The organism is Aporhodopirellula aestuarii, from assembly GCF_023701485.1.
GTDB classification, from domain to species: Bacteria; Planctomycetota; Planctomycetia; order Pirellulales; family Pirellulaceae; genus Rhodopirellula; species Rhodopirellula aestuarii.
In genome coordinates this window covers 17573-42774 of the sequence record NZ_JAMQBK010000025.1, presented here as the reverse complement: position 1 = coordinate 42774, position 25202 = coordinate 17573, and the positions used below count along the sequence as shown (strand labels likewise).

Below are 25202 nucleotides of genomic sequence, written 5' to 3'. Positions count from 1 at the left end.
AGCAATCATTCGAAGCGGGATTATCTATGTGAGCTTAAACGGCTTGGCGTTTCGTCTAAGTTTGCTTTCAGGTAGCGACACCCAAAGAACAAACTAAGACAAAAAATTAGGCGACTCGGCGAATCTTATTAACAGACTCAGAATCATCTTTGACTTGGTGTGGTGTGGCCGCGTGGGCCACCATCTGAGCGAGTTTCTGGGCAAGCATTCCGTTAATCCGGTGCCCGCCACGTTCGGACACAAACTGTCCTATCAAATCGACGCCGACAAGTGATAGATCACCAATCAGGTCAAGTGTCTTGTGTCGGGCACATTCGTTGCGAAATCGGAATTCATTTTCGACAGGCCCATCGGGACCGATCACCAACAATTCCTGGTTCGAAACGTGTTGAGCGACACCACTGCTTCGCAGCTGTTGTGCTTGCTCGAGAGTGACAAATGTTCGCGCTGCGGCAACTTGCCTCGTGAATTGCCGAGGTGTCAAATCAATCATGAACGACTGATTGGGGATAACACTTTCGGTTCCGTAATCGAGGCGATAGCCGAAGTGCGAGCGACTGCCTTCACATGGCATGACTTCGATACAGGCGTCACCTTGGCGGACGCGCAGCGGGTGTTCGATCACCAATTGCGGCTTGAGGGCCGCTTGCACGACCAGACCTGCGGATTGCAGCGCGATGACGAACTCTTTGCTACTGCCGTCGAGCCCTGGCATTTCTTCCGCATCAACTTCGACGACGCAGTTGTCAATTTCGAGTCCCGCGAGGGCGGCCATGAGGTGTTCGACCATGGCAAAACTGGCATCGCCGTTTTGCAAGTTGGTACGGAACTGGATCGAGTCTGCAAACTCGATCCGCGCTGGACATTGAGGATGCCCGGCAAGATCAGTGCGTACAAAGACAACGCCTGTGCCGACCGAAGCCGGCTGAAAACGGATACGGACGGATTGACCGCTCCAATAACCGCGACCGGTGACCTCACAGGTCGATGCGATGGTATGTTCGTTTCGATATCCGATCACGGCGTGGGCCTCCTTGCCGCGCCAGGGACCACCACGCCTTGTGGCACCCCGCTTCACTATTTACTCGGCTCGACAATGTGTCGAACCGATTCAACCAATCAACGTGTCCGTGAACACGTCAACGACAACGGCCTCATGCCGTTGCCGTTTCTGATCCATGTCCAATTCGCTCCCGAGAGCGACGTTGGCTAGAAAACTATTGACGGCCTGCGGCTTGTTTGCCAGCAACCAAAACCTTGTCGAGGTACTGCATCACGCCTGGGGTCATGTCGAGAGCTTCGTCGTGATAGACGATGTTCTTCATCACGCCACGGATGACCGATTCACCTTGTTCGAGGTTCATGTCTTCGCTGTTGTAACGCAAGACCAAGTTGATCTTGTAGTGCTGAGCGAGAACTTTGACGCCTGCAGCGATGTGCTGGTAGTTGTCGTAGTAGATCTTCGCTTCGCGATCAGCGAGTTCTTTGCGTTTGCGAGCCATGTCGAGGCGGAGTTTGGACTCCATCGACGCGACACGTTCTTCTTGAGCGGTGTACTCGGGCGAGCCGGCTTGGAATGTTTTGAGCTTTTCAGCGGCGGACTTGAGTTCGCTTCGCTTACCTTGCAATTCGGTGTCAAACGCCTTGAGGTTTTCCTCGACCTGTTTGACTTGGGACTTGATCCCTTCGTTGTTCTTGAAGATGTATGCAACATCCACCACGGCAATCCGGTGTCCACTCTCTTGAGCAGATACGGCGGTCGGGGCGAGAACGGTGAGGGTGGTGGTGGCCAGGGCTAAGGCCGAAAGAACAAATAGTCGCACGTCCGCTACTCCTTGCGTGGTGAATGCGAATTTCAAAACCATGTAGACGTTCGGTTGATAAACAGCGTCCTACGCCGAAAATCAAACGTCTCCGAATTGACTTGACAGAGTTTACGCCAGTGAAACTCGAATCATGCCAACGAGGTCTCGAATTGTGTCACTCGAGGGCGAATCGGGCAAGACTGATCTGTGCCGTTTTCCGCCCTCTCCAAAAATATTTCCAAAGTCGTCCCATGCCGTTTTCTTAGGAAAACGCACTTATCGACGACGTAACTTGATGTCAAATCTCAGCTCCGCGTCCCCTCGCCGAATCAACAAGGGTAAAAGGTCTCCTGGAGACCTCTGACGCAATTGATCCATGAATTGCTCGATTGTGGTAATCGAAGTTTTGCCAACCTTGACCACTTGATCTCCCGCAAGCAAACCACTTTCTTGAGCAGGGCCGGATGCGACGACTGACGAGAGCACCACGCCGGACGGTTTTTGCGACAAGGTTACCCCGATGACTACCGTCAATTGACGACGGATTTTCACGCTTGAATCTGTCTTGACGTAAACCGGACGTTCGGGCGACGTTGCCAATCGTTCGCTGACCTGAGAGATCATATCGGTTATTCGGTCCATACCGTCCAGGTTTAGTTTGTCAAAATCATCGCTCGGACGGTGATAGTCCGAATGCAATCCGGTAAAGAAAAACAACACCGGAATGCCGGCCTCGTAAAACGAGGCGTGATCGCTCGGCCCGTAACCGCTGGGAACTTCGACCAACCGAAAACGCGTCAATTCGTTGCTTTGCTTCAGCAACGACTGAAAATTCGATGCCGAACCGGTGCCGTAAACCGTTAGCTCGTTGTCATTGAGCCGCCCCACCATGTCCATGTTGATCATCGCCACGGTGGAGGAAAGCGGAAAACGAGGATGCTGGACGTAGTACTTGCTGCCCAACAGACCGCGTTCCTCACCCGTAAAGGCAATGAACACAACCCGCCGATGGTGGGCAGGTCGGTTCGGACCGGAGAAAAGCTGGGCGATCTCGCCGGCGACCCGTAATAACGTCGCCGTGCCACTGGCGTTATCGTCGGCACCGTTGTGAATCTCGATCGTGTCAGGGGCGAGCGATCCGAACTCGCCCATCCCGACGTGATCAAAGTGCGCCCCGATGACGAGCGTCTCATCCGCCAGATTGCCGCGCCCGGGCAACACGCCGACCACGTTGGGGCTCTGTACCGTTGATGGTGAAATTTCCACGCCGAGTTGAACTTTCACGTTCGCAATGGGAAAGCTGCGAGGTTGCCAATTCGAATCGATGGCAGCCTCGATCGCTTCGAGCGGTTTGGGCATCAGACGATTGGCGAGTTCGCGGGAAATGCTGAGCACGGGGATCGGCGGTCGTGTCGCAGAATCCCCGGTCGCCACGCCAGCGGTCTTCTCAGCACCCCTTCGGGGGCTCAGACCAGCCCCACCGACCCCCAACAAACCTCGCTCGGCGGCTTCGACTTGGCTGCTCATGTCCGCGAGCATGTTTTCGATTCTCGCGATTTGGCTTTGCAGCTTTTCACGCGAATTCACCGCGTCCTCGGGCAGCGTCCTCAATCGCTGGCGGGTCTTTGCCAATCGATCTCGTTCCGCATCTCGCCGTTTCTGAACGTCTCGCACCATCCGCTCGATACTGGCGGGATCGTTGACGATCAACACGGCAGCGGCACCTTGGTCGATCGCGGTGCTGACCTTGGTATCGAAGAACGCATGCCGGGAGTTATCGACACCATCAAACGGGCTGGTGGGATCATTGGCCCCGGGTTCCTTACGCAGCATCATGACGACCTTGCCTTGAACGTCGACTCCGGCATAGTCGTCGTACCGGTGCTCGGGGGCACGGATCCCGTACCCCACCCAAACCAAACCCGCCTGGGACGTCCCCGAATTGGTCCCGATCGCCAGCGGAACGAAATCTCGCTCCAAGGCCAGCGATTCGGTACCCGAGGCGTCATCGGTCGCGTTCGAATCGGCAATCACGACCGGTTTTCCAGCGATCGTGATGGTCAAGAAATTCTGCTCCTCGGAGGCCAGTTTGGGACCGACCGAGATATCGACGATTTGAAGTGGAGAATCGCCAAAAACATTCGTTTCCAGGCCGATGCTGCGAAATCGCCGGCCGACGTACTCGGCCGCTTCAAAGATGGTGGAATCGATGCTGCTACGTCCTTTCAGCTTCTCGCTGGTCAGGAACTTCAGATCGTCGATCATCGCGGCCCGCAGATCGATGCCCAAACTCGCATCCGCAGACGGCAGCGACATTTCATTGGGTTCGACCGCATGAGTAGGGCGGATGGCTGCGAGGCAACCTAGCACTCCCCACCCCAATACCAATACTGCCACGAACGCCCCCCGCCATCGCTCAGCGGAAGCCGGTTGGTGCGAGGCAGTAATTTTCGCATAGCGCGACGGTAAGAACGACGTGCAAAACAGTCGATGGAATCGAAACGATGCAAACATTCACAGCTCAACGGGAAAGGCATGAGAGGCCGGAGAAAACGGCCCCGGGAGGGAACCGTGTTATTGAACCCTGCCGACCCATGCGGCGTCCAGACTGAGTCCTCTTCCTGCACCGATGACGCTCTGGCGAGTCTTTGCGGACTCGACTATTCTGAACGCGTTGACACAGTCACTCACCGGTGGCCGAAAGCGATGATTCGGCCACCGGCGCGGGACTGAAGCCTGACGAAGCTACCGTCGTCTCTTCAATCTACCCAACGGTTTTCCATTGCCCGCTGCAGAATCCGACCCGGCATCTGAGGATGCCCCGAACACCCGCGCCGTCTCTCCTGCTCCGCCCCCGTCTGACTCAGACCTTGCGGGGCCTGGGCAATTCGTTGCCGATCAACGCACCAATCACCCAGGCGCGATTCACTTGATCGACACCGCCGCGGCGGACCAACCCTACGCGGACTCAGACGCCAAGATTCAGCGATGCCAGGAAATCCTGGACTACCAATTCAAAGACCCCTCGCTGTTAAAAGCCGCGTTGACTCACGCCTCCGGCGCCGCCAATCGGTTGTCGAGTAATGAACGGCTCGAATTTCTCGGCGACGCCATCTTGGGGATGACCGTTTGCCAATGGCTGTTTGAGGAATACCCCGAGTACAGCGAGGGCGATCTGACGAAGATCAAGTCCGCCGTCGTCAGCAGGCGGGCATGCGGACGGACCGCAACCCAACTCGGACTCGATGAATGTTTGATCGTCGGACGAGGCGTGACTCGCAACCGGAGTTACCCCCGGTCGCTGGTCAGCGATGTATTCGAATCCGTGATCGCGGCACTTTACCTCGATGGTGGTGCCGACGTTGTGCGAGATCGACTGAAGCAGTGGCTCGCTGAAGAAGTGCGGCTCGCGGTCGACACCCAAGGTTCGGGCAATCATAAGTCTGTGTTGCAACAATACGCACAGCGTGAACTCGCCTCCACGCCGGTCTACAAATTGATCCGAGAAAGCGGCCCGGATCACCGCAAGACGTTTTTGATCGGCGCTGTCATCGACCAACGCGCCTTCGCACCTGCCTGGGGTAACAACAAGAAGGACGCCGAGCAGCGTGCCGCAGCGAATGCTTTGGCGGAACTGCACCAACAGCCGATTCCGCACCGCAGCGACGATGTCGATGACGCGGCCACGAACGACAAACGAAAATAGTCGCGTCATCCTTCCATGAAACGGCATCTGTTGGATGTGGTGATTCGGTCCGTTTGCGGCGTTAACGAATGTTCGCGTTAATCAGGGTTGCCATTGCCACCGGTTACGAACGAGCGAAGGTTATGGCGTTTCGCGTAGCCTAATCGCAAGGGTTGCTGGAACCGGAGGGCTCCGCACCCTGCCGCTAGGAAGTACTTGATAGCGGAGCGTCGCAAGCCGCTGGGTGTCACGCCTCGAACACAGGCCTATTGTGGCGGTGCCGGATGAGTCGCATGGTTGTTTATTGGGTACCAGTGCACACACCGGAGGGCTCGCGTCCTGCCGCTAAAAAGATTTTGCGGAACGGCGTGCGCCGTCCGGTCTCGCTCGATGTTTCAATGCTGACGAAACATTAGCCGCCGAACAGGGTGATCGCGCTGTCGACTTCTTTGATCGTCAAAGACGACTGACGTCGCGAAACCGGATCGACACAGCTGTACCCCAACAATGGGATATCGAGGCTACCCAAACCGCGATGACGAATTTTTTCAAAACGGTCCACCCCGTGTTGACGCAATGTTCGCTCGATCGCGTCGGCATGTTCGGGGCTCGAAGCGACGGGCCACTGTGACGGATCCAAGCGAGCATGGCCGGGCAGTCGGAATACAAACATCGGCGGACGAACCACGTGTAGCCGTCCCGCACGGATGAGATCAGCCGCAAATTTCCGAAAGAACGCCATCATTAAAACGCCGCAGTGGATGCCGTCGGCGTCGGGGTCCATCAATAGGACAATCGACTCATACACACAGTGCTGCGACGACGCCAATCGGACGAGAGGGTCGTTCACGCCGCTGGTGTCCGATGATCGATAACCCAGCAGTGTTTCGAAGACTCGCAAAAAGACTTCGTTCTTCCTCACCGCGGCGCGTCCCGCTTTGATGGCATTGAGCGGTTTCCCTTGCAGTGCCAAGATCGCTTGATGCCGAGCGTCGCGAACTTGATCGACCGACTTCGCCGCGCTGTCGCCTTCGACGATCAAGCATTCGGTTCCCGGCACGGTACTGTGAACTGACAGGGACGGAACCGACTGGGGCGGAACCGAACCGACCGGCCCAACGACCTCGCAAGGGTAGTGGGTCGGCTGTTTTCCGTATGCGATCAAACGAGGTCCCGGAGATCGGCAATCAAATCCCGCATCATCTGATAACGTTTCTCAGGACGTTTTTGAAGTGCTCGTTCGACAATGGCGTCAATCGCTTTCGGAATGTTGTACTGCGGCGACCGTTCGCTTGGCGGCTCGACCTCGCGATGCCGAATATTCTCGAACGTTTCGTCAATCGTTTTGCCTCGGAACGGCTCCCGAATCGCCATGACTTCGTACAGCACGACTCCGGTACTGAAGACGTCGCTGCGTTCGTCGATCGTTCGGTTCCCGACGATTTGTTCGGGCGACATGTAGAGCGGCGTTCCCGGACGTTGGCCGCCGCCGGTCAGGGTTTGCAATTGCGGCGTATCAATCTCTGGACCGAGCGCGAGCGTGCTTTGCTGGATCGGTTCGTTGTCGTCGGCATGCCCCCAAACTTTGGCAACACCCCAATCGAGCAAAATGACTTCGCCAAAGTTTCCAACCCAAATGTTTTCTGGTTTGACGTCGCGGTGAATCACCCCGCGGGCGTGTGCGTAAGCGAGGGCCTGGCACGCCGCCATGACAATTTCGATCCGGCGTGGGATCGGATACGCCTCAATTGCTTGCTCGTCGCCCCGGGCGATCCGCTTGAGAATCTCGAAAAGATTCTCACCGGAAATCCGTTTCATGACGAAGTACACGCCTTCGACGTCATCCTCCCCGATATCGTATACTGGGACCGTGTTGGGGTGCTGCAACTGCGCCGTCACGCGAGCTTCACGCAAGAGCCGACGCCGTTCGCGACGATCAAAGCGAGTCTCAGGCAGCAATTTTTTGATCGCCACCGTCCGACCGGTCACCGGGTCGAAGGCGGATTGCAAGACGGCGGTGCCTCCCCGCGCCATTTCTCGCTTGCCTGTGTATCGTTTTAGCCCGGGAGGTACATCCTTCGGCAGATCGGGATCGGTTCCCGAGAGAATGATGGTGGGTTCGTTCATGGTGTGGGTATTGTATCGTGTTGCCTGCTGAATGTGCGAGCACCATGATAACGGTTTAAAAGATTCAATTTAAAAGAACAAAACGATGAACATGCCCTCCGATGAGAACGACGACCTGCTCGACGAGGCTAATTTAGTGACCGTTGCGGAGCGTGCCAACGAGCTGACGGCAGGTGTCCTCGTGAATGTTTTGGCCGATGAAGGAATTCGAGCCATTGCGGTGGGTGGATTCACCGCTGGTTTCCGTGCCGAAGCCCCTGGATTGGTGCAGATAAAAGTATTTGAAAAAGATGCTGAGCGGGCGACGAAAATCCTCAACGAGATCAAACGCGAGAATGAGTGAAACACGCCCCAAGCTAGCAATCACGATGGGCGATGGCGGTGGTATCGGCCCCGAATTAGCCCTGCGTGTGTGGCAACGAGACGTGGTCCTTCAATCGGGCATCCCGCTGCTCTTGGGGGACGCCAAATTATTCGCGCGTGTTGCGAAATCGATGAACCTCGCCTTGCCCGAAACGATCTCTCTCGACCAAGTCGTCAATCTTCCTGCCGATTCCAGCGGTTGCATCATCGACTGCGGACAACTGAACGCCGATGCAGTGACACCGGGAACGTATTCGGCGGAAACGGGAAGAGCCTCTTATGAAACGATGTGCGTCGCGATTGATGCCGCGGTTGCGGGAATTGTCGATGCGGTTGTCACCGGTCCGATTCAGAAAGAAGCATGGATGCAAGCCGGGATCGAATTCCCAGGGCATACCGAACTGCTCGCGCACCGGGTCGGCATGTCGATCGATGGGCAGCCTGTTGATGTGCGGATGATGCTTGCCAGCGACACGATCGCCTGTGTTTTAGAAACGATTCATGTCCCCTTGGCCGATGTACCGGGCTTGCTCGACGCCGATTCACTCGCCCGAACGATTGCCATGGCAGGCCGGGCGATGCAGCGACGCAACCGCCGGCGTGGGAGCCTTTTGCCGCCGCGAATCGGTGTGTGCGGGTTGAACCCACACGCCGGGGAACATGGCATGTTCAGCCACGGCGAAGAAGAACGCATCGTTACCCCAGCGATCGAAACCGCACGCCGGGAAGGCTGGGACGTGCATGGCCCACTGCCGCCGGACACCGCCTTCACACCCGCCATGCGGGAACGGGTCGACGTCTACGTGTGCCTGTATCATGACCAAGGCCTCATTCCGCTCAAAGCACTCTCGTTTGATGACGCGGTCAACGTCACGCTCGGACTGCCAATCGTGCGGACGAGCGTCGACCATGGCACCGCGATGGACCTCGCTTGGAAAGGAACGGCTTCGCCGCACAGCATGATCGCGGCGATCCGTTTGGCGTCGGAATTAGTCGAGTCGGTAGCGTGATGCGGCATACGGAACGATGGCTGGGCTGGGCGGCGATCGTGGGATTGTTTTTCGTTTATGCGGGCGACGCACCGCCGGGAGTGAACGAAGCCCACTATCTCGCGAAGGCTAAAAACTTCTGGGACCCGGCGTGGTGTCGCAACGATCTGTTTGTCGCCTCCGGGAAAGCTCACGCGGTTTATTACTGGCTGTTCGGTTGGCCGACGCTTTTCTGGTCGCTCTCAACGACGGCGTGGATTGGTCGATTTATCGGCTGGGGGTTACTCGCCGGCGGGTTGATGCGTTTATGCCGACAACTGCGATTGCCACCCTTTCTCGCTCCCGTCGTCGCCGTCGTTTGGATCGCAGGGATTCAAGAAGGCAACCTCGCCGGCGAATGGGTAATCGGTGGAATCGAGGCCAAAGTCCCCGCTTATGGGCTCGTCTTGTTTGGCGTGTCTGAATTGCTGCGGCGTAACTGGAGTGCGACGTGGCTGCTCTTCGGCAGCGCCGCGGCGCTGCATGTTTTGACCGGCGGATGGTCGGTGGTCGCGGGGACGGTTGCGTTCATTTACCTCGAACGGTTCCGACGACACGGTAAATCCCCGCCACGTCGATTCTTCACCCCCGCGTTATTCGCCGGAGGTGCCATTTCACTCCTCGGTCTGCTGCCCGCGTTCGCCATGTCGGCGGGTGCTTCGCCCGCGGAAGCGACGTCAGCAGCACGTGTGTACGCCTATTTTCGCATCTCGCATCACTTGCTGCCGTCCGCTTTCCATTTCGATTGGTACGTGCGGCACGCGATCATCACGATGATGATGTTTGCGTTGATGTGGCTTGATTACCGGACAGCCACTCCGCCGCGGCGACGGCGAATCATCGCGATGGGCGCCTTTGCCGCCGGCGCGATCACGATCAGCCTCGTCGGACTCGGCGTGGGGATGTTACCAGCGGTTGCACCGAACCTGGCGGCTAAACTGTTGCGGTTCTATTGGTTCCGGTTGGCCGATGCGATCACTCCACTCGCGCTGGCGTGCAGTACCGCGGGACTGATTTCGCAACTGATCACGCGTCAGTCGTCGTCGGACCAATCGTCGCTCTGGCTGCGACTGCGTGACACCGCTCGATGGGATCAACTCGCCGCGGGCAGCGTCGCCAGCGTGCTGGTATTTGCCACCGCGATCTGGCACGTGGGGCTGTCGACGTGGCAACGCGTCACCGATGGGGTCCCGATCTCACATAGCAATCGTTTGCTGGGACTGCACAGTGATGCGGACTACTGGGAACAACGAAAAACGATGGCGGACTGGATCAACGTTTGCCGGTTTGTCCGGGCCAACACGGGGCCGGATGCCGTCCTGCTGACCCCACGCCACCAGCAATCGTTCAAGTGGTACGCACATCGAGCCGAAGTCGTTAATTGGAAAGACATCCCTCAAGATGTCGCGAGCCTGCGATTGTGGGCACAACGATTTGTGGAAATTTTCCCCACAGAACTCTCCACGATGCGGGTAACGATTCGGTACGACCGGCTCCGAACGTTCCGCGAGAAATATGGCGTGGATTGGATGGTGGTTGACCGCCGCGTCGTTGGACCGCAACTGCCGCTCGTGAAGGTGTACCCGCTGGGCGACGAACGCAACGACACCTACGCGGTTTATCGACTGCCTGGGGATCCGAAATCTCGCGAAGGAAAGTAATGGACATTCTCGCTCAGGATTCGAATCGATGAGGAATCCGCGTACCCGCACGGCCTGTCCTCAATGCCTTGCCGTACTGGATATCGATACGACGACGTCCTGTTCGCAAGCGACCTGTGGTGCGTGCGAGGCGATCTTTGATTTCAACGGTGGCTCCAAGCACAAAGACAACACGCTCAATCAAGCGGCCCCGCATCTCACCGCGATGCGTTCGGTCGAGGTCGATTCGTCGCTAGATTCGATCTTCTTGACCGCGATCGTGCGACTACGCGATCACTGGCCGGTTCTGCTGCTAACATCCCTGACCGCAAACCTGCTTTGGATCGCACTGATCGGCTTGCCCGCGGATGCGTTGGCGGGGCTTTGGAAGCAACTTACCAGCGGAGCGACAAACGGCGACGCAACGACGCTCGCGATCACCGTGGGCGGAACCGGATTGGTCGGCCTCTTGCTCGCCCCCGTTTCCGCCTACTGCATGATCGTGCTCGTGCGACTCACGCTCACCCTCACGCGATACCACTCTTCGGCTCAATCAGTTGGCTTGATCAAGGGCGTGCTGAACGCGCTCGCGGTCGCCCCCTGGCCCGTGCTACGACTCGGCGGACTGTTTCTCATCGCCGGATCACTCATCGCGGTGATGTTCGGCGTGGGAGTGATCGCGATCGTGGTACTCTCGTTCTTGATGGATCCCAAGTCGGCGGTTTGGGTCGGCACGCTTAGCATCGGTACGATGGCGATCGGCGTCGTTTTCTTGCTGCAGTGGTTGCTATGGCCGGCGGTGTTTCTGATCGCAGATGGACGCGCCGACTTGATGACGAGCCTCTCGTGGGGAGCACGCTTGGCGCTGCGTCACCGCAAACTCACGCTTTCGCTGGTGACGGTGTATTTCATTCTCGCCACCGCCGGATCGATGCTTTTCTATGTTGGGCAAATCATCACAACGCCGCTCGCTATGTTGCCCATGGCCATCGGATATCTCCGCATCACCGGCGGTGAAGTTTTGAATTAACAACGACTCAGTCTCGGGCGGTCGTGATGCTTGAAACGAGACGCTGCAACTCGTCTTCCCCGTCGTGGTACGCGAGGTCAATGCGAAGATAGCCGAGTGGCACACCCGCGATTTGATCCGTTTCGAGCTTGACTGCGTCTTTGTGTGTGCAAAGGAGCAACTCGGGTGCGTTTGATCTTTTAAGCTCCTCGACCCAGGCCAGTAGCTCGTCACGGGTTTCGCGTTCGTAGGGATCGTGATCCGCCAATCGCTGATGGGCTACCACAGTGCCGCCGCAATCACGAATGGTCTGCTCAAACGCATCTGGATTTCCGATCGCCGACACGAGTGCCACGCGCCGACCTTCGAGCGATTCGATCGGCTCGGTTCGACCTCGGTCCAGCACGATGTTCGCGGGCCGATGCGTGGTTTCGATCAGCGGTCGACTGCCGACGTATTTTTGGATCTGTGTGCGGATGCGATCGCGTACCGCCGAATCCACTTGATCGGTTCGCGTCAGGATGACCGCACCAGCACGTCGGAGGCTGCTGATGGGCTCACGCAAGTAACCACGGGGCAGCATGTAACCGAAACCAAAGGGACAGGTCGCGTCGACGACCACGATGTCTAGATCACGAAACAGTCTGCGGTGCTGGAAGCCGTCGTCCATCACAAGGACTTCTGCCTCAAGCTCATCGACCGCGATCCGGGCCGCTTCGACTCGATCAGGATGCTGCACGTGCGGGACGTCAGGTAATCGTTCCGCCAACTCGAGAGCTTCATCGTTCATGCCGCTTTCGCCGGCGCCATACCCGCGACTGATGATCGAGACGCGAAGCCCGAGACGACGCAGCCGAGCACAGATATCACAAACGACGGGCGTTTTCCCGGTACCGCCGGTCGTCAGGTTACCGACGCTGATAACGGGCACGTCGGCGTGGTGAATCGGCTTGCGTTGAGTGTCGTACTGAAACCGACGAACCCGGGCAGCAACACCATAGAAGAGACTCGCCGCTCGCAGGGAGAGACGTGCCGAAGCAGCCACAGGGCCCTTCGTTTGCCCGCTGAGCAAGGAGCGGTGGTCGAAGTTCATGGGGGCAACACGAAAAGCAAACGGAACAGTGCTGCAGGTGATCCACAGTACCGCGCAAGGAAACAACGGATCGATTAAACGCTCATTTCAGAAGCGGCATGGACGCGTCCCTGATTTCCAGGACTCGAGGGAACAACGCCCAAACCACTTGCTTAGAATCTTCCAGACTAGACGCTTGCGAGCGACGTCCCGAGGGTCAACCCGGGAGCAGGAAGACAGCTCGAACCTTCGAGGTAAGTATCGATCGCTCGAGCGGCACCGCGGCCCTCGTTAATCGCCCACACCACGAGACTCTGGCCACGACGGCAGTCACCCGCCGCGAAGACTCCGTCGAGGTTGGTCACGAACTTGCCATGCTCGGCTTCGAAGTTACTGCGTCCGTCGGTCTTCAATCCCAACGACTCGGCGACATATTGCTCGGGGCCCAAGAAGCCCATGGCGAGCAAGATCAATTGCGCCGGCCATTCCTTCTCGCTGCCTTCGACCTCTGACATTTGCCATCCGCCTTCGTCATTCTTGGTCCACTCGACGTTTACGGTTTGAATGCCTTTGAGTTTGCCCGCATCATCGACCAAGTACTTCTTGCTCAAGATTTGGTACTCGCGTGGATCGCGGCCGAACTTCGCTTCCGCTTCTTCGTGTCCATAATCGACACGGAAGATGCGTGGCCACTCCGGCCATGGGTTGTCGGCACCGCGAGACTCCGGCGGCTTGGGTAGCAACTCGAAATTAACGATTGAACGGCAACCGTGACGCAAGCTCGTTCCGATGCAGTCGGTTCCGGTATCGCCACCACCGATCACGATGACGTCTTTACCTTCGGCGCTGATGAATCGGCCATTCAAGCTGTCGCCATGCACGCTTTGCTGAGTGTTGGCAGTCAAGAATTCCATTGCGAAATGGACACCCTTGGCTTCGCGACCTTCGATCGGCAAATCACGAGGTTTGGTCGCACCGCAGGCCAGCAAAACGGCGTCATATTGTTCACGCAGTTCTTTCGGTGAAATGTCTTTTCCGACATTCACACCGGTGCGAAACTCGATGCCTTCGGCGGTCATTTTATCGACGCGTCGCTGAACGGCTTTCTTGGACAGCTTCATGTTCGGAATGCCGTACTGCAGCAAACCACCGATCCGGTCGGCACGTTCGAAAACGGTGACCAAATGGCCGGCTTTGTTGAGCTGGTCAGCGGCAGACAATCCAGCCGGTCCGCTGCCCACGATCGCGACCTTCTTACCGGTACGCGATTTCGGAGGCTCGGGCTTGATCCAACCTTCCTGCCACGCGCGATCAACGATCGCGTTCTCGATGTTTTTGATCGTCACCGGTGGACTGGTGATCCCCAAAACACACGCCCCCTCACACGGAGCGGGACAGGTCCGGCCGGTGAATTCGGGGAAGTTGTTGGTTTTGTGGAGTCGCTCGATCGCCTCTTTCCAACGGTTGTTGTAAACGAGGTCATTCCACTCGGGGATCAGGTTGTCGATCGGGCATCCGCTCGCCGATTGGCAGAAAGGGACGCCACAGTCCATGCACCGGGCACCCTGAGTCTTGAGCTGGTCGGTTTTATGTTCGGTATAGATCTCGTCGTAATCGTTGATCCGAACAACTGGCAAACGCCATGGCACTTTCTCGCGATCGAACTCTTTGAATCCGGTGGGCTTTCCCATAGTAATGGTCCTGAATAAAAACGGGTGATGGCTGGATGGTGAGTGGGGCGAGCGATTGACCGCCCCACCCCTCGGCCCCCGCGACGAATGCCGCGGGTGTGATGATTGAGATGAAACCTAAGCGTTGACGGCGACTTCGGCGGCCGCACTTTTCGCGTTCTCGAGCAGAACGCGTTTGTAGTCCGTCGGCATGACTTTGACACACTGACTCAGGAAGGTATCCCAGTCCGCGAGCGCTTCGGCCGCCACGTCACTCGACGTGTATTCCTGATGGCGACGAATCATCTCTTTGACCATCGCTTCTTCTTCGCCAGCTTCGATCTTTTCGAGCTCGACGGTTGCGAGGTTACAGTTCAGGTTGAAGTCGCCTCCGCGATCCCAAACGTACGCGATCCCTCCGGACATTCCGGCGGCAAAGTTTCGACCGGTTGCACCGAGAACAACGACACGACCACCGGTCATGTATTCACAACCATGATCACCGACACCTTCGACGACCGCGTTGGCACCACTGTTTCGAACGCAGAATCGCTCTGCGGCACGGCCGCTGAAGAAGACTTCACCGCTCGTGGCACCATACAGGCAGACGTTGCCGACGATGATGTTTTCAGATGCGGAGAACGTTTTTTCACGTGGCGGATAGACGATGATCCGTCCACCCGAGAGGCCTTTACCGACGTAATCGTTTGCGTCGCCTTCGAGCTCGATCGTCACGCCGTGAGCCAGGAATGCTCCCAAACTCTGGCCCGCCGAACCGGTCAGGTCGATGTGCACGGTGTCGTCGGGAAGCCCCTTCTGACCGTGTACTTTGGCGATTTCGTGGGACAAGATCGTGCCCACGGTGCGGTTGATATTGATGATCGGCGACGCGATGCGAACCGGCTCTCCGGTGTCGATCGCCGACCGGGCTTCGCCGAGCAGCTTGGTCATGTCGAGCGACTTTTCCAAACCGTGATCTTGAGCACGCGAGCAGATCACACCGACATCTTCGTGCGGTTTACTCGCCGGCTGCAACAATTTTGTCAGATCCAATCCGTCACTCTTCCAATGTTTGATCGCATCATCGGTCATCAACACATCGCTGCGTCCGACCATTTCATCGATCGTTCGGAAGCCGAGTTTCGCCATCAAGCGGCGGGCATCTTCGGCAACCATGAAGAGATAGTTGACGACGTGTTCCGGTTTACCGGTAAACATCTTGCGAAGGTCAGGATCTTGCGTCGCGATCCCAACGGGACATGTGTTGAGGTGACACTTCCGCATCATGATGCAACCGAGCGTGATCAACGGCGCGGTTGAGAAACCGAACTCTTCGGCACCCAGCAATGCCGCGATCACGACATCACGCCCCGTCTTCAGTCCGCCGTCGGTTTGCAACACGACGCGGCTACGCAGATCATTAAGGACGAGCACTTGGTGGGTCTCGGCGATGCCGAGTTCCCACGGCAGTCCCGCGTGCTTGATACTCGTCAGCGGAGACGCCCCGGTACCACCGGTATCGCCAGCGATCAGGATGTGATCGGCGTGAGCTTTCGCAACACCCGACGCGATCACACCGACGCCAACTTCACTGACCAGTTTGACGCTGATGCGAGCCGACGGGTTGCTGTTCTTCAAGTCGTGAATCAGCTGAGCCAAATCCTCGATCGAATAAATATCGTGGTGCGGCGGCGGACTAATCAAGCCCACGCCCGGCGTGCTGTACCGAATGCCCGCGATGTATTTATCGACCTTCTTACCAGGCAGTTCGCCGCCTTCACCCGGCTTGGCACCTTGCGAGACTTTGATTTGCAATTCATCAGCGTTGGCCAAGTATTCGATCGTGACGCCAAAACGACCCGACGCGACTTGCTTGATCGACGAACGCTTGGAATCACCGTTCTCGAGCGGCTTGAATCGCACGGGATCCTCACCACCTTCACCGGTATTACTCTTGCCGCCTAAACGGTTCATCGCGATCGCGAGTGTCTCGTGTGATTCGGCACTGATGCTGCCGAGGCTCATCGCACCGGTGCAGAAACGTTTGACGATTTCCTTGGCACTTTGGACTTCATCTAGCGGCAACGACGGCCCCGCCACCCCTTCTTTGAATCCGAACAAACCACGCAACGAACAACGGGTGCGGTTGTCCTCGTTGATCGCGTGAGCGAACTTCCAGTAGGCGTCCTCGTTGTTGTTCCGCGCGGCGACCTGCAAGTTGGAGATCGCCTGAGGGCTCCACGCGTGCTTCTCGCCTTCGGCACGCCAGTGGAACTCGCCGAGGTTGGGCAACGAAGGCAGCTTGTCGTCGACCTTCTCGGGGTATCCGAGACTATGACGTCGAAGCGTTTCTTCCGCGAGGATGTCGAACGACACGCCTTGAATGCGACTGGCGGTACCAACGAAGCATCGTTCGATGATCTCGTCACGCAGTCCCAAGGCCTCAAAGATTTGAGCACCCTTGTAACTCTGCAGAGTACTGATGCCCATCTTGGCCATCACCTTGAGCATGCCTTTGCCAACGGCTTTGCGATATGCCAGGACGACCTTGTCATCGTCCATCGAAGCGGGCAGCAAACCGTCGCGATGTGCTTGCCAGAGAGCTTCGAAAGCGAGGTACGGGTTGATCGCGTCGGCACCGTAACCGATCAGCAAACAGTGATGATGAACTTCGCGAGCTTCGCCGGTCTCGAGCACCAACCCGACGCGGGTCCGCTTGGCACGAGCGACCAAGTGATGGTGAACGGCACCGGTAGCGAGCAGGATGCTGACGGGGACGCGATCATGCGATACGCCACGGTCACTCAAGACGATCAGTTCAATCCCTTCGTCGCACGCCGCTTCCGCCTCGGCACAAATTCGGTCGAGCGTCTTTTGAATGCCCGATTTGCCTTTGCTACGATCAAACGTGATATCGATCGTACGGCTTTCCCAACCCTTGTGGTTGATGTGCTTCAGGGCCGCAATCTCTTCGTTGGTCAAAATTGGATGATCAACGAGCAAGCGATGGCAGTGCTCCGCGGTCGCACCGAGCAAGTTTTGCTCTGGGCCGATATAGCACTCCAACGACATGATCACCTCTTCGCGGATCGAATCGATCGCGGGGTTGGTCACCTGTGCGAAGAGCTGTTTGAAGTAGTCATAGATCATCCGCGGCTTGTCGGACAAACACGCCAGTGCGGAGTCGTTACCCATCGACCCGACCGGGTCACGCAACTGCTCGACGAGCGGGCGGAGCATGAAGTTCATCGTTTCGGCGGTATAGCCGAACGCCTGCATCCGTGCCAGCAATGTTTCGCTGTCAAAACCATGAGGCTCTTTTTCGGGGTGCAAGTCTGAAAGGCGGATACGTTGCTCCTTCAGCCACTTGCCGTATGGCTTGCGGCTCGCAAAGGTGCGTTTGAGTTCCTCGTCTGGAATCAAACGGCCTTCTTCGAAATCGACCAGGAACATTTTGCCCGGTTGCAAGCGACCCTTCTCGCGAACGATCGATGGATCCACCGGCAACACGCCGACTTCACTCGCCATGATCACGCGGTCGTCATGAGTGATGTAATAACGACTCGGACGCAGACCGTTGCGGTCCAGAGTCGCGCCGATGTATTTGCCGTCGGTAAACACGATCGATGCGGGCCCGTCCCACGGTTCCATCATGCAACTGAAGTACTCGTAGAAGGCTCGCTTTTCCTCGGGCATGGTCTGATGCTTTTGCCATGCTTCGGGAACCATCATCATGATCGCTTCTTGCAACGTACGACCGTTCATGAGCAAGAACTCGAGCACGTTGTCAAACGTTCCCGAATCGCTCAAGTGCGGTTCGATCACGGGAAACAACTTCTTCAAATCGTCGCCGTAGATTTCGCTTTCCGCCATGCCTTCGCGAGCTCGCATCCAGTTGCGGTTACCACGCAACGTGTTGATTTCGCCGTTGTGGCTCATGAAACGCAACGGCTGAGCACGGTCCCAACTTGGGAACGTGTTGGTCGAGAATCGACTGTGCACCATCGCCAAGTGCGTCTCGAAGTCTTCATCGCGAAGGTCAGGGTAATACGGCATCACCTGAGCCGGCGTGAGCATCCCCTTGTAGATAATGACTTTGGTCGACAACGAGCAGACGTAGAACACGAGAGCTTGCTTAAGCGTTTCGCTGCCGCGCAGTTCATGCGAAGCTTGCTTGCGAATGAGATACAAGCAACGCTCGAATTCCTCTTCGGAAATTCCGTCGGCAGCACCGACGAAGAGTTGCTCGACAACCGGTTCGCTACGACGCGCCGTGGGACCGACGTCGGCGGCATCGGTTTCCTGAGGCACTTCACGCCATCCGATCAATGCTTGACCCGATTCGGCAACCAATCGCTCCACCGTGTCTTTGCAGATCTTTCGCTCGGCATCGTCGGGCGGCAGGAAAATCAGACCAGCTGCGAACTTGCCTGCTTCCGGCAAATCCACACCCAAATCCGCTTTGGCGACCTTGCGCAGAAACTTATGCGGCAATCCACACATGATCCCCGAACCGTCTCCGGTATTCGGTTCACATCCGCATGCACCGCGGTGATCCATGTTCTGCAAAATCGTATCGGCATCGATCACGATTTGATGGCTAGGCACACCCTTGATATGAGCGACGAACCCGACTCCACAGGCGTCTTTTTCCATTTCTGGATCATAAAGGCCCTGGGCTGGTGGCAAATGAAAGCGGTTGAGTTTGGTCATCGTCGTTTTGAATGCAGTAAGTAGTGAAAACGATTAGTCAATAAGAGTGCTGCTGATGCCCCGTCCTAAATCAGCACGGAAACGGCCCGATCCTTGGACTCGCCTTTCTGGCGGTCGGCCTTGGCCGCCTCTGTTTTACTGAGCATGTCATGCTCCATTTCGCGACCCAACAAAAGGGAACCGAATTCGATCGCCGCGCGGCAAAGCTTCCCACGCTTGCGAAAAATGATTCCCAATGGTCGCGTCATCTGAATTTCACGACAGGCAACGACCCGCACGGTACCGTTGGCTGTTTCTCGACGGACGGCAGCCTCGGGGACGATCCCGATTCCCCGGTTGGCCTGAATCGCCCGCACGATGGAATCGCAATTATCGAACTCCATCGAGATCGAAACGGTAATTCCAGCCGATTTCAAACATTGGTCGATCGCCTGGCGGAGGACCACACCCTTCTCGAAACTGATCATGTCAATTCCTTCGAGACGTGAGGCGGCAATCTCGGTCTCACTGGCGAACGGGTGCTCCGAAGAACATACCAGACGCATCGGCTCGGATTGCCAGGGGATCGCACCGAGAGTTTTAGTCGCTCGCGGGAAGCTCACCAACCCGAAATCGACCTCATTGCTCGTCACCATCTCCACCACCCGCTGACTCGAACCGAATTCGGTCCGAATGCGGACATCAGGATGGTTTTGCTCGAACGCCTGTTTCGCCTCGGGCATGTAACTCAACCCGACCGAATAAACCGCGCCGACAGTCACCGTGTCGCTGAGCCGTCGCCCATGATGCTGGACGCGGTCCTCGAGTTCCTTGTACTGACGCACAATCTCTCGCACGCCGTTGAGGTAGACCCGGCCAGCCTCTGTCAACGTCAACGGGCGTTTCGAACGATCGATCAGCGTGGTTTCCAACGACTCTTCGAGATGCCCGATCGATTGACTGACCGCGCTCTGGGTAACGCCAGCCGCCACGGCAGCTTTGGAGAAGCTCCGCTGGTCGGCAACGTGACAGAAAAGTTCGAGGGTTCGTAGCTGCAAATCACACCGTATTAAATTGCCTGATAGTGCGGGCCGCAATCGTTAGATCGGCTAATGCGAAGAGAGTAGCCCGGCTTCACCGCAACGTCAAGACTTACACGAGTTATCGCACGACTACGGCACCGCATCCGCCAATCGGACATCCCTGATGAGCCGATACCCCCGCTGCGGGGGACGTCGATTGTATGACTGAAGGATTTCAAACGTAGCGGAACGGCGCGAGCCGTCCGGTGACTCGGGACCGGACGGCTCGCGGGCTGTTGTTTTAGTGAGCCGACGGCGCTAGCCGCGGGCCTAACGGCTAGAACGTGCCCATCGGAGGCCCGCAGCTAGCGCTGTCGGCTCACTAATTTTTGCGAAACGCCTAAAACAACAGCCCGCTCGCGCCGTTCCGCTAAAAAAGGCACTAAAACAATCAACGTCCCGAGCAGTGGCTCCACCGCACCTCAAAACGGGGGCGACCGCCACAGCTCGCAAACGCCCCAACCCACAGAAAACCACGGGCCGCGAAAACGAACGCGGACCGGCGACCAACGCACCGAAAAATCAGCCATCGGAGTGAAAGGTCAGCCGCCTAAAACTCCCACATTCCCGCGTGATACCAGGATCACCTGGCCCAGCCTACGGAAGACGCGACGCGCTTCTCGGGAGGCGAAATCCGCTCACCGTCGCGAAAGCCCGGTCGATGAGATCGCGAAGACGGTGAGAGCGACAACTAGTCAATGACGCTGTCTTCTCTGCGAAACGCGTCTGCAATGAAGCAAAGCCGAAACGGTGCCTCGTCACCTTCAATCGCGACGCTTCCAAGGTGAAAGATCGCAGAACAAACGGTGAATATGCCATCAAGCTTGATGTGTCTCGCGATTCTTTCGCAAATAACGCGATTCCTGACCCCCTGCTCAGGTGCGACAGGATTTGACAGCTGGGTTGAGTTTGATACCATTAGACAACATTGAAGGGTCCACAGACTTTGTAATGCCTGCGACTCCTCAACATCCCACCTTCTGCTCGATCGTTTCCAGCGTTCATTTACGCCTTGCTTTCGAGCTCCCGCCTCCACAATTTGTTAGTCACGACTGCGAAAAGCCTCGCGATCACGCGCTGCGATAGCTTTAACAAATTCCCACCACGCGTCTCGATCGTCACTTAACTTGCGGATCCGATCCGGCATGCATGGGTGCAGATGGAGACTTCCCTTCGCTCTTGTTAGGAGCCGACAACGATGATGTGTCAAGGAAATCCATTGACCCAATCGGGTCTTTTTGGACGTCGCGGTTTTTTAATGGCTGGTGCCGCTGGCGGGCTCGGTCTTTCACTCCCCGATTTTTTAATGAGGCGAGCAGCCGCTGAACTCAAACAGTACGAGTTCATCAAAGCCCGAGCGAAAAGTGTCATCCATATTTACCTTCCGGGCGGTATGGCGCAGCAGGAGTCGTGGGACCCCAAACCTTACAGCCCCTTGGAGTATCGAGGCGAACTCGGCACGACCAAAACGAACACGGGTGAGGTGATCTGCAACTCGATGCCAAAACTGGCGAAACAGGCAGATAAGTATTGTGTGATCCGATCGATGTCGCACGGCGAAGCGGCTCATGAACGAGGGACACACAACATGTTCACGGGTTACAAGCCAAGCCCGGCGTTGCAGTACCCGAGTTTCGGTGCCGTCGTCAGTCACGAATACGGGCCTCGCAACAATCTGCCTGCATACATCTGCATTCCCAACGTGCCCAATGAGTATGCCGGCACCGGATACCTGCCGAGCAGCTACGGCGGATTCGCATTGGGAGCGGATCCGGCACGCGACGATTTTAAAGTCCGCGACTTGAACCTCGCAGGCGGCGTCGGCCCCGACCGATTCGTTCGGCGCAAAACCGTACTGGATAAGATCAACCAACGGTTCGTTTCGGCGACCGCGGCGGACAACGTTTCCGCGATGAACACGTTCTACGAGCGTGCCTACGATTTGCTGGACACTCCCGCGGCAAAAGAGGCGTTCGACCTGTCCAAGGAAGACGCCAAGATGCGAGACCGCTACGGCCGCAACCAGGCCGGGGCGAGAATGCTGATGGCCCGCAGGTTGGTCGAAGCCGGTGCTCGATTGGTGACGCTGACTTACGGCAGTTGGGACATGCACACCAACATCACCAACGGAATCAACGGCCAGATGCCCGCATTGGACCAAGGGCTCTCGGTATTGCTGCAAGACTTGAGCGAACGCGGGATGCTCGATGAAACGTTGGTGATGGTCAGTAGCGAATTCGGCCGCACCCCCAAAGTCAACAACGACGCCGGTCGCGATCACTGGCCGAAGGTTTTCAGCGTGATGTTGGCCGGGGGCGGTATCAAGGGCGGCGTGATCCATGGTGCGTCCGATTCGACCGCGACCGAACCGGATTCCGATCCGGTTTCGCCAGCAGATTTGGCGACCACGATGTATCACCTGCTGGGGATCGTCGCGGACAAAGAACTGATGGCACCCGGTGCCCGACCCATTGAAATTGTCGACGGCGGCAAGGTTATTCAGAACATCATCAGCTAAGCAGGAGTTTCTCAGATGCGATCGATCTCCCACAGCCTGATGTTTCGGCGATACATTGCGACCGCCGTCCTGTCGATCTGTTTTGGACAGGCGGCGATGGCGGCGTTCCCGGTCGTCACCCATCACCAACCTCTCGGCGTGACACGTGGCGGTGAAGCCACTGTCGTCTTACATGGAAACCAACTCTCTGACGCTCGGGAAGTTCTCTTTGATCAGCCCGGTGTCGAGGTCATCGAGTGCAAACCGATCGACAACAAATCGATCGAACTCAAAGTCAAAACCGAAGCGACTTTGCAACCGGGGATGTATTCGTTTCGTGTGGTGACCGCGAGCGGAATCACGAACCTGCGTTTTCTAAGCGTGGGAACGATGCCGATTGTCGAAGAAGTCGAACCGAACAACGACTTTGCTACACCACAAGAAATCCCGATGGACTGTACCGTCGAAGGGAATGTCGACCGTGAGGATGTCGATCACTTTCGCGTCTCACTTAAAGCGGGACAGAAACTGACGGTTGAAATCGAAGGGATGCGTCACCGATGGAGCCTCTCCAATCGTGACATCCTCGATCCATACATCGCCATCCTTGATGACAAACGTTTTGAGGTCGCGGTGAGCGACGACTCGCTCCTGTTTCAACAAGACGGCATCTGTTCGTTTACTCCCGAAGAGGATGGCCAGTACACGGTTTTGGTTCGAGACAGTTCCTTCCTCGGCCAAAGAAACATCTGCCGATATCGGCTGCACGTCGGTTCGTTTCCGCGACCCACGACCATCATTCCCTCCGGCGGTGTTCAGGGTGAATTGCTGAAAGCAAAACTCATCGATATCGACGGCACGATCACCGACGCATCGGTCCAACTACCAACAGATTTCATCAACCCTGAAAACAGCCGCGGAACACCGACGCAACCTTACCCGGTGATCACGGAAGACAAATCTGGGATCTCACCATCGCCAAATTGGATTCGCGTTGGCAACCTGCCGATCGTGAACGAAGTGGAACCCAACAACGATCACCGCAAAGCGCCCGAATGTTCGGTGCCCGCTTTATTGTCCGGGGTGATCGGGGAACCAGGTGATTTCGATTGTTTCACGTTCGAATGCAAAAAGAACGAGAAATTCCGGGTCCAACTGTATGCACGCGAAACACTTCGCTCGCCCCTTGATGGTGTGATGAACGTTTTCGATGCCAGCGGCAAGACGCTCAAAAGCAGCGACGACATCGGCGGCAAACTTGACGGATCTTTCGACTTCACCGCCGCGAGCGACTCGAAACATACGATCCGCATCTACGATCACTTGCGTGGCGGTAGCCCGCTGCACAACTACTTGATCGAAGTCAGCCGTCTCGAGCCGAGCTTTAGCCTCGATTTGAAGGAACTTCGTCGCGACGAAGCGATGGTGGTTCCCGTCCCGATCGGAGGTCATGGCGCGATGATGGTGCAAGCCAAACGGGATCAATACAACGGCGAGATCGCCTTGGAACTAGACGGCGTGCCTGAAGGCGTCACGGTTCAAACGTTCCCGATTCCTCCTGGACGAATCGAAATCCCGGTCGTGCTCACCGCTTCCGCCGACGCATCGCTGGCGGGAACATTCTTTGACGTCATCGGCCGAGGCCAACAAGGCGATCAAGTGCTCACCGCCGATTTGCAACAACACCACAAGATTGTCCTCGGCCAAAACCGCCGTGCCATGCTTGAACACTCGACCCCCAAAGCGGTGATGGCCGTTTGCGAGGCGATGCCGTTTTCAATCGAGTTGGTTCAACCCAAAACTCCGGTGCTCCGCCGTGGCAGCAAAGAACTGTTGGTACGAATTAAACGCAACGAGGGATTTGAGAACGCGGTGTATCTCAAGACGCTCTACAACCCTCCGGGTGTCGGGGTCAACAACAGTCGCAAGATCGACAAAGGTCAAAACGAAGTGACCATTCCGATCACCGCCAACGCGAACGCGGCGATGGGAACGTGGCCGTTGGTGATGCAGGTCAGCTACGGCACCAAACTCGGCACGCAAACCGTTGCATCAGCACCGATCATGCTCGACGTCGAAAACGCCGTCTTTAACTACAAGTTCCCCCGCGCCGCAGCCGAAACGGGAGGTGAAACACAATTGATGGTCACGATGGAAAAGATTCGTGACATCGAAGGCGAAATGGAAGTTCAACTGGTCGGCCTCCCCAACGGCGTGACCTGTGAGGCTCCCGTGCAGAAGGTAACGCTCGAAAGCACCTCGGTAACGTTTCCCCTCAAGATCGCTGCCGATGCCAAGACGGGTGTCCACAAGACGCTCAATGTCCAAACTCGGATTAGCCGCGACGGAGAAACGATGGTTCAAACCGATGGCACCGGAGAGATCCGAGTGGACAAGCCGGTCGTCAAGAAAGACCCCGCAGCGGCACCCGAGAAGAAACCGAAACCCAAACCCAAAACCGACGCTCCGCCCAAACCGCTCAGCCGACTCGAACAGCTTCGCCAAGAAAAGGAATCCTCATGATCCGATCTA

16 protein-coding genes are annotated in these 25202 nt (G+C 57.0%); 7 read left to right on the top strand and 9 right to left on the bottom strand.

The features are described from left to right. Window positions 1-106: 106 nt before the first annotated feature. From lpxC to NB063_RS09830, 3 genes are all read right to left on the bottom strand, one after another. Window positions 107-1021: a UDP-3-O-acyl-N-acetylglucosamine deacetylase gene (lpxC, locus tag NB063_RS09840; RefSeq protein ID WP_250928554.1), complete on the bottom strand. Its 915-nt coding sequence runs from the start codon at window positions 1019-1021 to the stop codon at window positions 107-109. Window positions 1022-1217: 196 nt separating this feature from the next. Continuing rightward, window positions 1218-1865 (bottom strand): OmpH family outer membrane protein, encoded by a 648-nt coding sequence (locus tag NB063_RS09835; RefSeq protein ID WP_250928553.1) that lies wholly within the window; start codon window positions 1863-1865, stop codon window positions 1218-1220. Between the two features lie 216 nt (window positions 1866-2081). Next, complete coding sequence (locus NB063_RS09830) at window positions 2082-4202, bottom strand: M28 family peptidase (RefSeq protein WP_250928552.1); 2121 nt, start codon at window positions 4200-4202, stop codon at window positions 2082-2084. A gap of 526 nt (window positions 4203-4728) precedes the next feature. Here NB063_RS09830 and rnc point away from each other — a divergent pair. After that, window positions 4729-5511, top strand: a complete 783-nt coding sequence (gene rnc / locus NB063_RS09825) for a ribonuclease III (RefSeq protein WP_250928608.1) — start codon at window positions 4729-4731, stop codon at window positions 5509-5511. Between the two features lie 391 nt (window positions 5512-5902). On the opposite strand, the gene NB063_RS09820 is transcribed toward rnc, so the two are convergent. Continuing rightward, on the bottom strand, window positions 5903-6550 hold the full coding sequence (locus tag NB063_RS09820; RefSeq protein WP_250928551.1) for a toprim domain-containing protein: 648 nt from the start codon (window positions 6548-6550) through the stop codon (window positions 5903-5905). A gap of 101 nt (window positions 6551-6651) precedes the next feature. Beyond that, complete coding sequence (locus NB063_RS09815; RefSeq protein WP_250928550.1) at window positions 6652-7617, bottom strand: serine/threonine-protein kinase; 966 nt, start codon at window positions 7615-7617, stop codon at window positions 6652-6654. 85 nt (window positions 7618-7702) lie between these two features. Between NB063_RS09815 and NB063_RS09810 the strand changes: the two genes are divergently transcribed. The 4 genes from NB063_RS09810 to NB063_RS09795 are packed head-to-tail and all read left to right on the top strand — an operon-like array spanning window position 7703 to window position 11678. Next, window positions 7703-7960, top strand: coding sequence for a putative signal transducing protein (locus tag NB063_RS09810; protein ID WP_250928549.1), 258 nt, complete (start codon window positions 7703-7705; stop codon window positions 7958-7960). Then, complete coding sequence (gene pdxA, locus NB063_RS09805; RefSeq protein ID WP_250928548.1) at window positions 7953-8990, top strand: 4-hydroxythreonine-4-phosphate dehydrogenase PdxA; 1038 nt, start codon at window positions 7953-7955, stop codon at window positions 8988-8990. The genes NB063_RS09810 and pdxA overlap by 8 nt, the downstream gene beginning before the upstream one ends. After that, window positions 8990-10669 carry a DUF6798 domain-containing protein gene (locus NB063_RS09800; RefSeq protein ID WP_250928547.1) on the top strand — a complete coding sequence of 560 codons (1680 nt, stop codon included), beginning with the start codon at window positions 8990-8992 and terminating at the stop codon, window positions 10667-10669. Before pdxA ends, NB063_RS09800 begins: the two co-directional genes overlap by 1 nt. Before the next feature lie 28 nt (window positions 10670-10697). Beyond that, window positions 10698-11678: a hypothetical protein gene (locus tag NB063_RS09795; protein ID WP_250928546.1), complete on the top strand. Its 981-nt coding sequence runs from the start codon at window positions 10698-10700 to the stop codon at window positions 11676-11678. Between the two features lie 7 nt (window positions 11679-11685). On the opposite strand, the gene lpxK is transcribed toward NB063_RS09795, so the two are convergent. The 4 genes from lpxK to NB063_RS09775 all read right to left on the bottom strand — a co-directional run bounded on the left by lpxK (window position 11686) and on the right by NB063_RS09775 (window position 20149). Continuing rightward, window positions 11686-12750: a tetraacyldisaccharide 4'-kinase gene (gene lpxK / locus NB063_RS09790; RefSeq protein WP_250928545.1), complete on the bottom strand. Its 1065-nt coding sequence runs from the start codon at window positions 12748-12750 to the stop codon at window positions 11686-11688. 167 nt (window positions 12751-12917) lie between these two features. Next, window positions 12918-14420: a glutamate synthase subunit beta gene (locus NB063_RS09785; RefSeq protein ID WP_250928544.1), complete on the bottom strand. Its 1503-nt coding sequence runs from the start codon at window positions 14418-14420 to the stop codon at window positions 12918-12920. A 117-nt stretch (window positions 14421-14537) separates the two neighbouring features. Next, window positions 14538-19112: a glutamate synthase large subunit gene (gene gltB / locus NB063_RS09780; RefSeq protein ID WP_250928543.1), complete on the bottom strand. Its 4575-nt coding sequence runs from the start codon at window positions 19110-19112 to the stop codon at window positions 14538-14540. A 65-nt stretch (window positions 19113-19177) separates the two neighbouring features. Beyond that, on the bottom strand, window positions 19178-20149 hold the full coding sequence (locus NB063_RS09775) for a LysR family transcriptional regulator (RefSeq protein WP_250928542.1): 972 nt from the start codon (window positions 20147-20149) through the stop codon (window positions 19178-19180). 1222 nt (window positions 20150-21371) lie between these two features. Between NB063_RS09775 and NB063_RS09770 the strand changes: the two genes are divergently transcribed. Together NB063_RS09770 and NB063_RS09765 are read left to right on the top strand one after the other, a co-directional pair. Next, window positions 21372-22691 (top strand): DUF1501 domain-containing protein, encoded by a 1320-nt coding sequence (locus NB063_RS09770; protein ID WP_250928541.1) that lies wholly within the window; start codon window positions 21372-21374, stop codon window positions 22689-22691. A 15-nt stretch (window positions 22692-22706) separates the two neighbouring features. Next, complete coding sequence (locus NB063_RS09765; RefSeq protein ID WP_250928540.1) at window positions 22707-25193, top strand: PPC domain-containing protein; 2487 nt, start codon at window positions 22707-22709, stop codon at window positions 25191-25193. Window positions 25194-25202 lie beyond the last annotated feature (9 nt).

Coding starts and splice junctions, on each gene's coding strand:
- NB063_RS09795 (WP_250928546.1), top strand. CDS start 10,698: ATGAGGAATCCGCGTACCCGCACGGCCTGTCCTCAATGCCTTGCCGTA.
- NB063_RS09785 (WP_250928544.1), bottom strand. CDS start 14,420: ATGGGAAAGCCCACCGGATTCAAAGAGTTCGATCGCGAGAAAGTGCCA.
- NB063_RS09765 (WP_250928540.1), top strand. CDS start 22,707: ATGCGATCGATCTCCCACAGCCTGATGTTTCGGCGATACATTGCGACC.
- gltB (WP_250928543.1), bottom strand. CDS start 19,112: ATGACCAAACTCAACCGCTTTCATTTGCCACCAGCCCAGGGCCTTTAT.
- NB063_RS09770 (WP_250928541.1), top strand. CDS start 21,372: ATGATGTGTCAAGGAAATCCATTGACCCAATCGGGTCTTTTTGGACGT.
- lpxK (WP_250928545.1), bottom strand. CDS start 12,750: ATGAACTTCGACCACCGCTCCTTGCTCAGCGGGCAAACGAAGGGCCCT.
- pdxA (WP_250928548.1), top strand. CDS start 7,953: ATGAGTGAAACACGCCCCAAGCTAGCAATCACGATGGGCGATGGCGGT.
- NB063_RS09800 (WP_250928547.1), top strand. CDS start 8,990: ATGCGGCATACGGAACGATGGCTGGGCTGGGCGGCGATCGTGGGATTG.
- NB063_RS09835 (WP_250928553.1), bottom strand. CDS start 1,865: ATGGTTTTGAAATTCGCATTCACCACGCAAGGAGTAGCGGACGTGCGA.
- NB063_RS09815 (WP_250928550.1), bottom strand. CDS start 7,617: ATGAACGAACCCACCATCATTCTCTCGGGAACCGATCCCGATCTGCCG.
- NB063_RS09810 (WP_250928549.1), top strand. CDS start 7,703: ATGAACATGCCCTCCGATGAGAACGACGACCTGCTCGACGAGGCTAAT.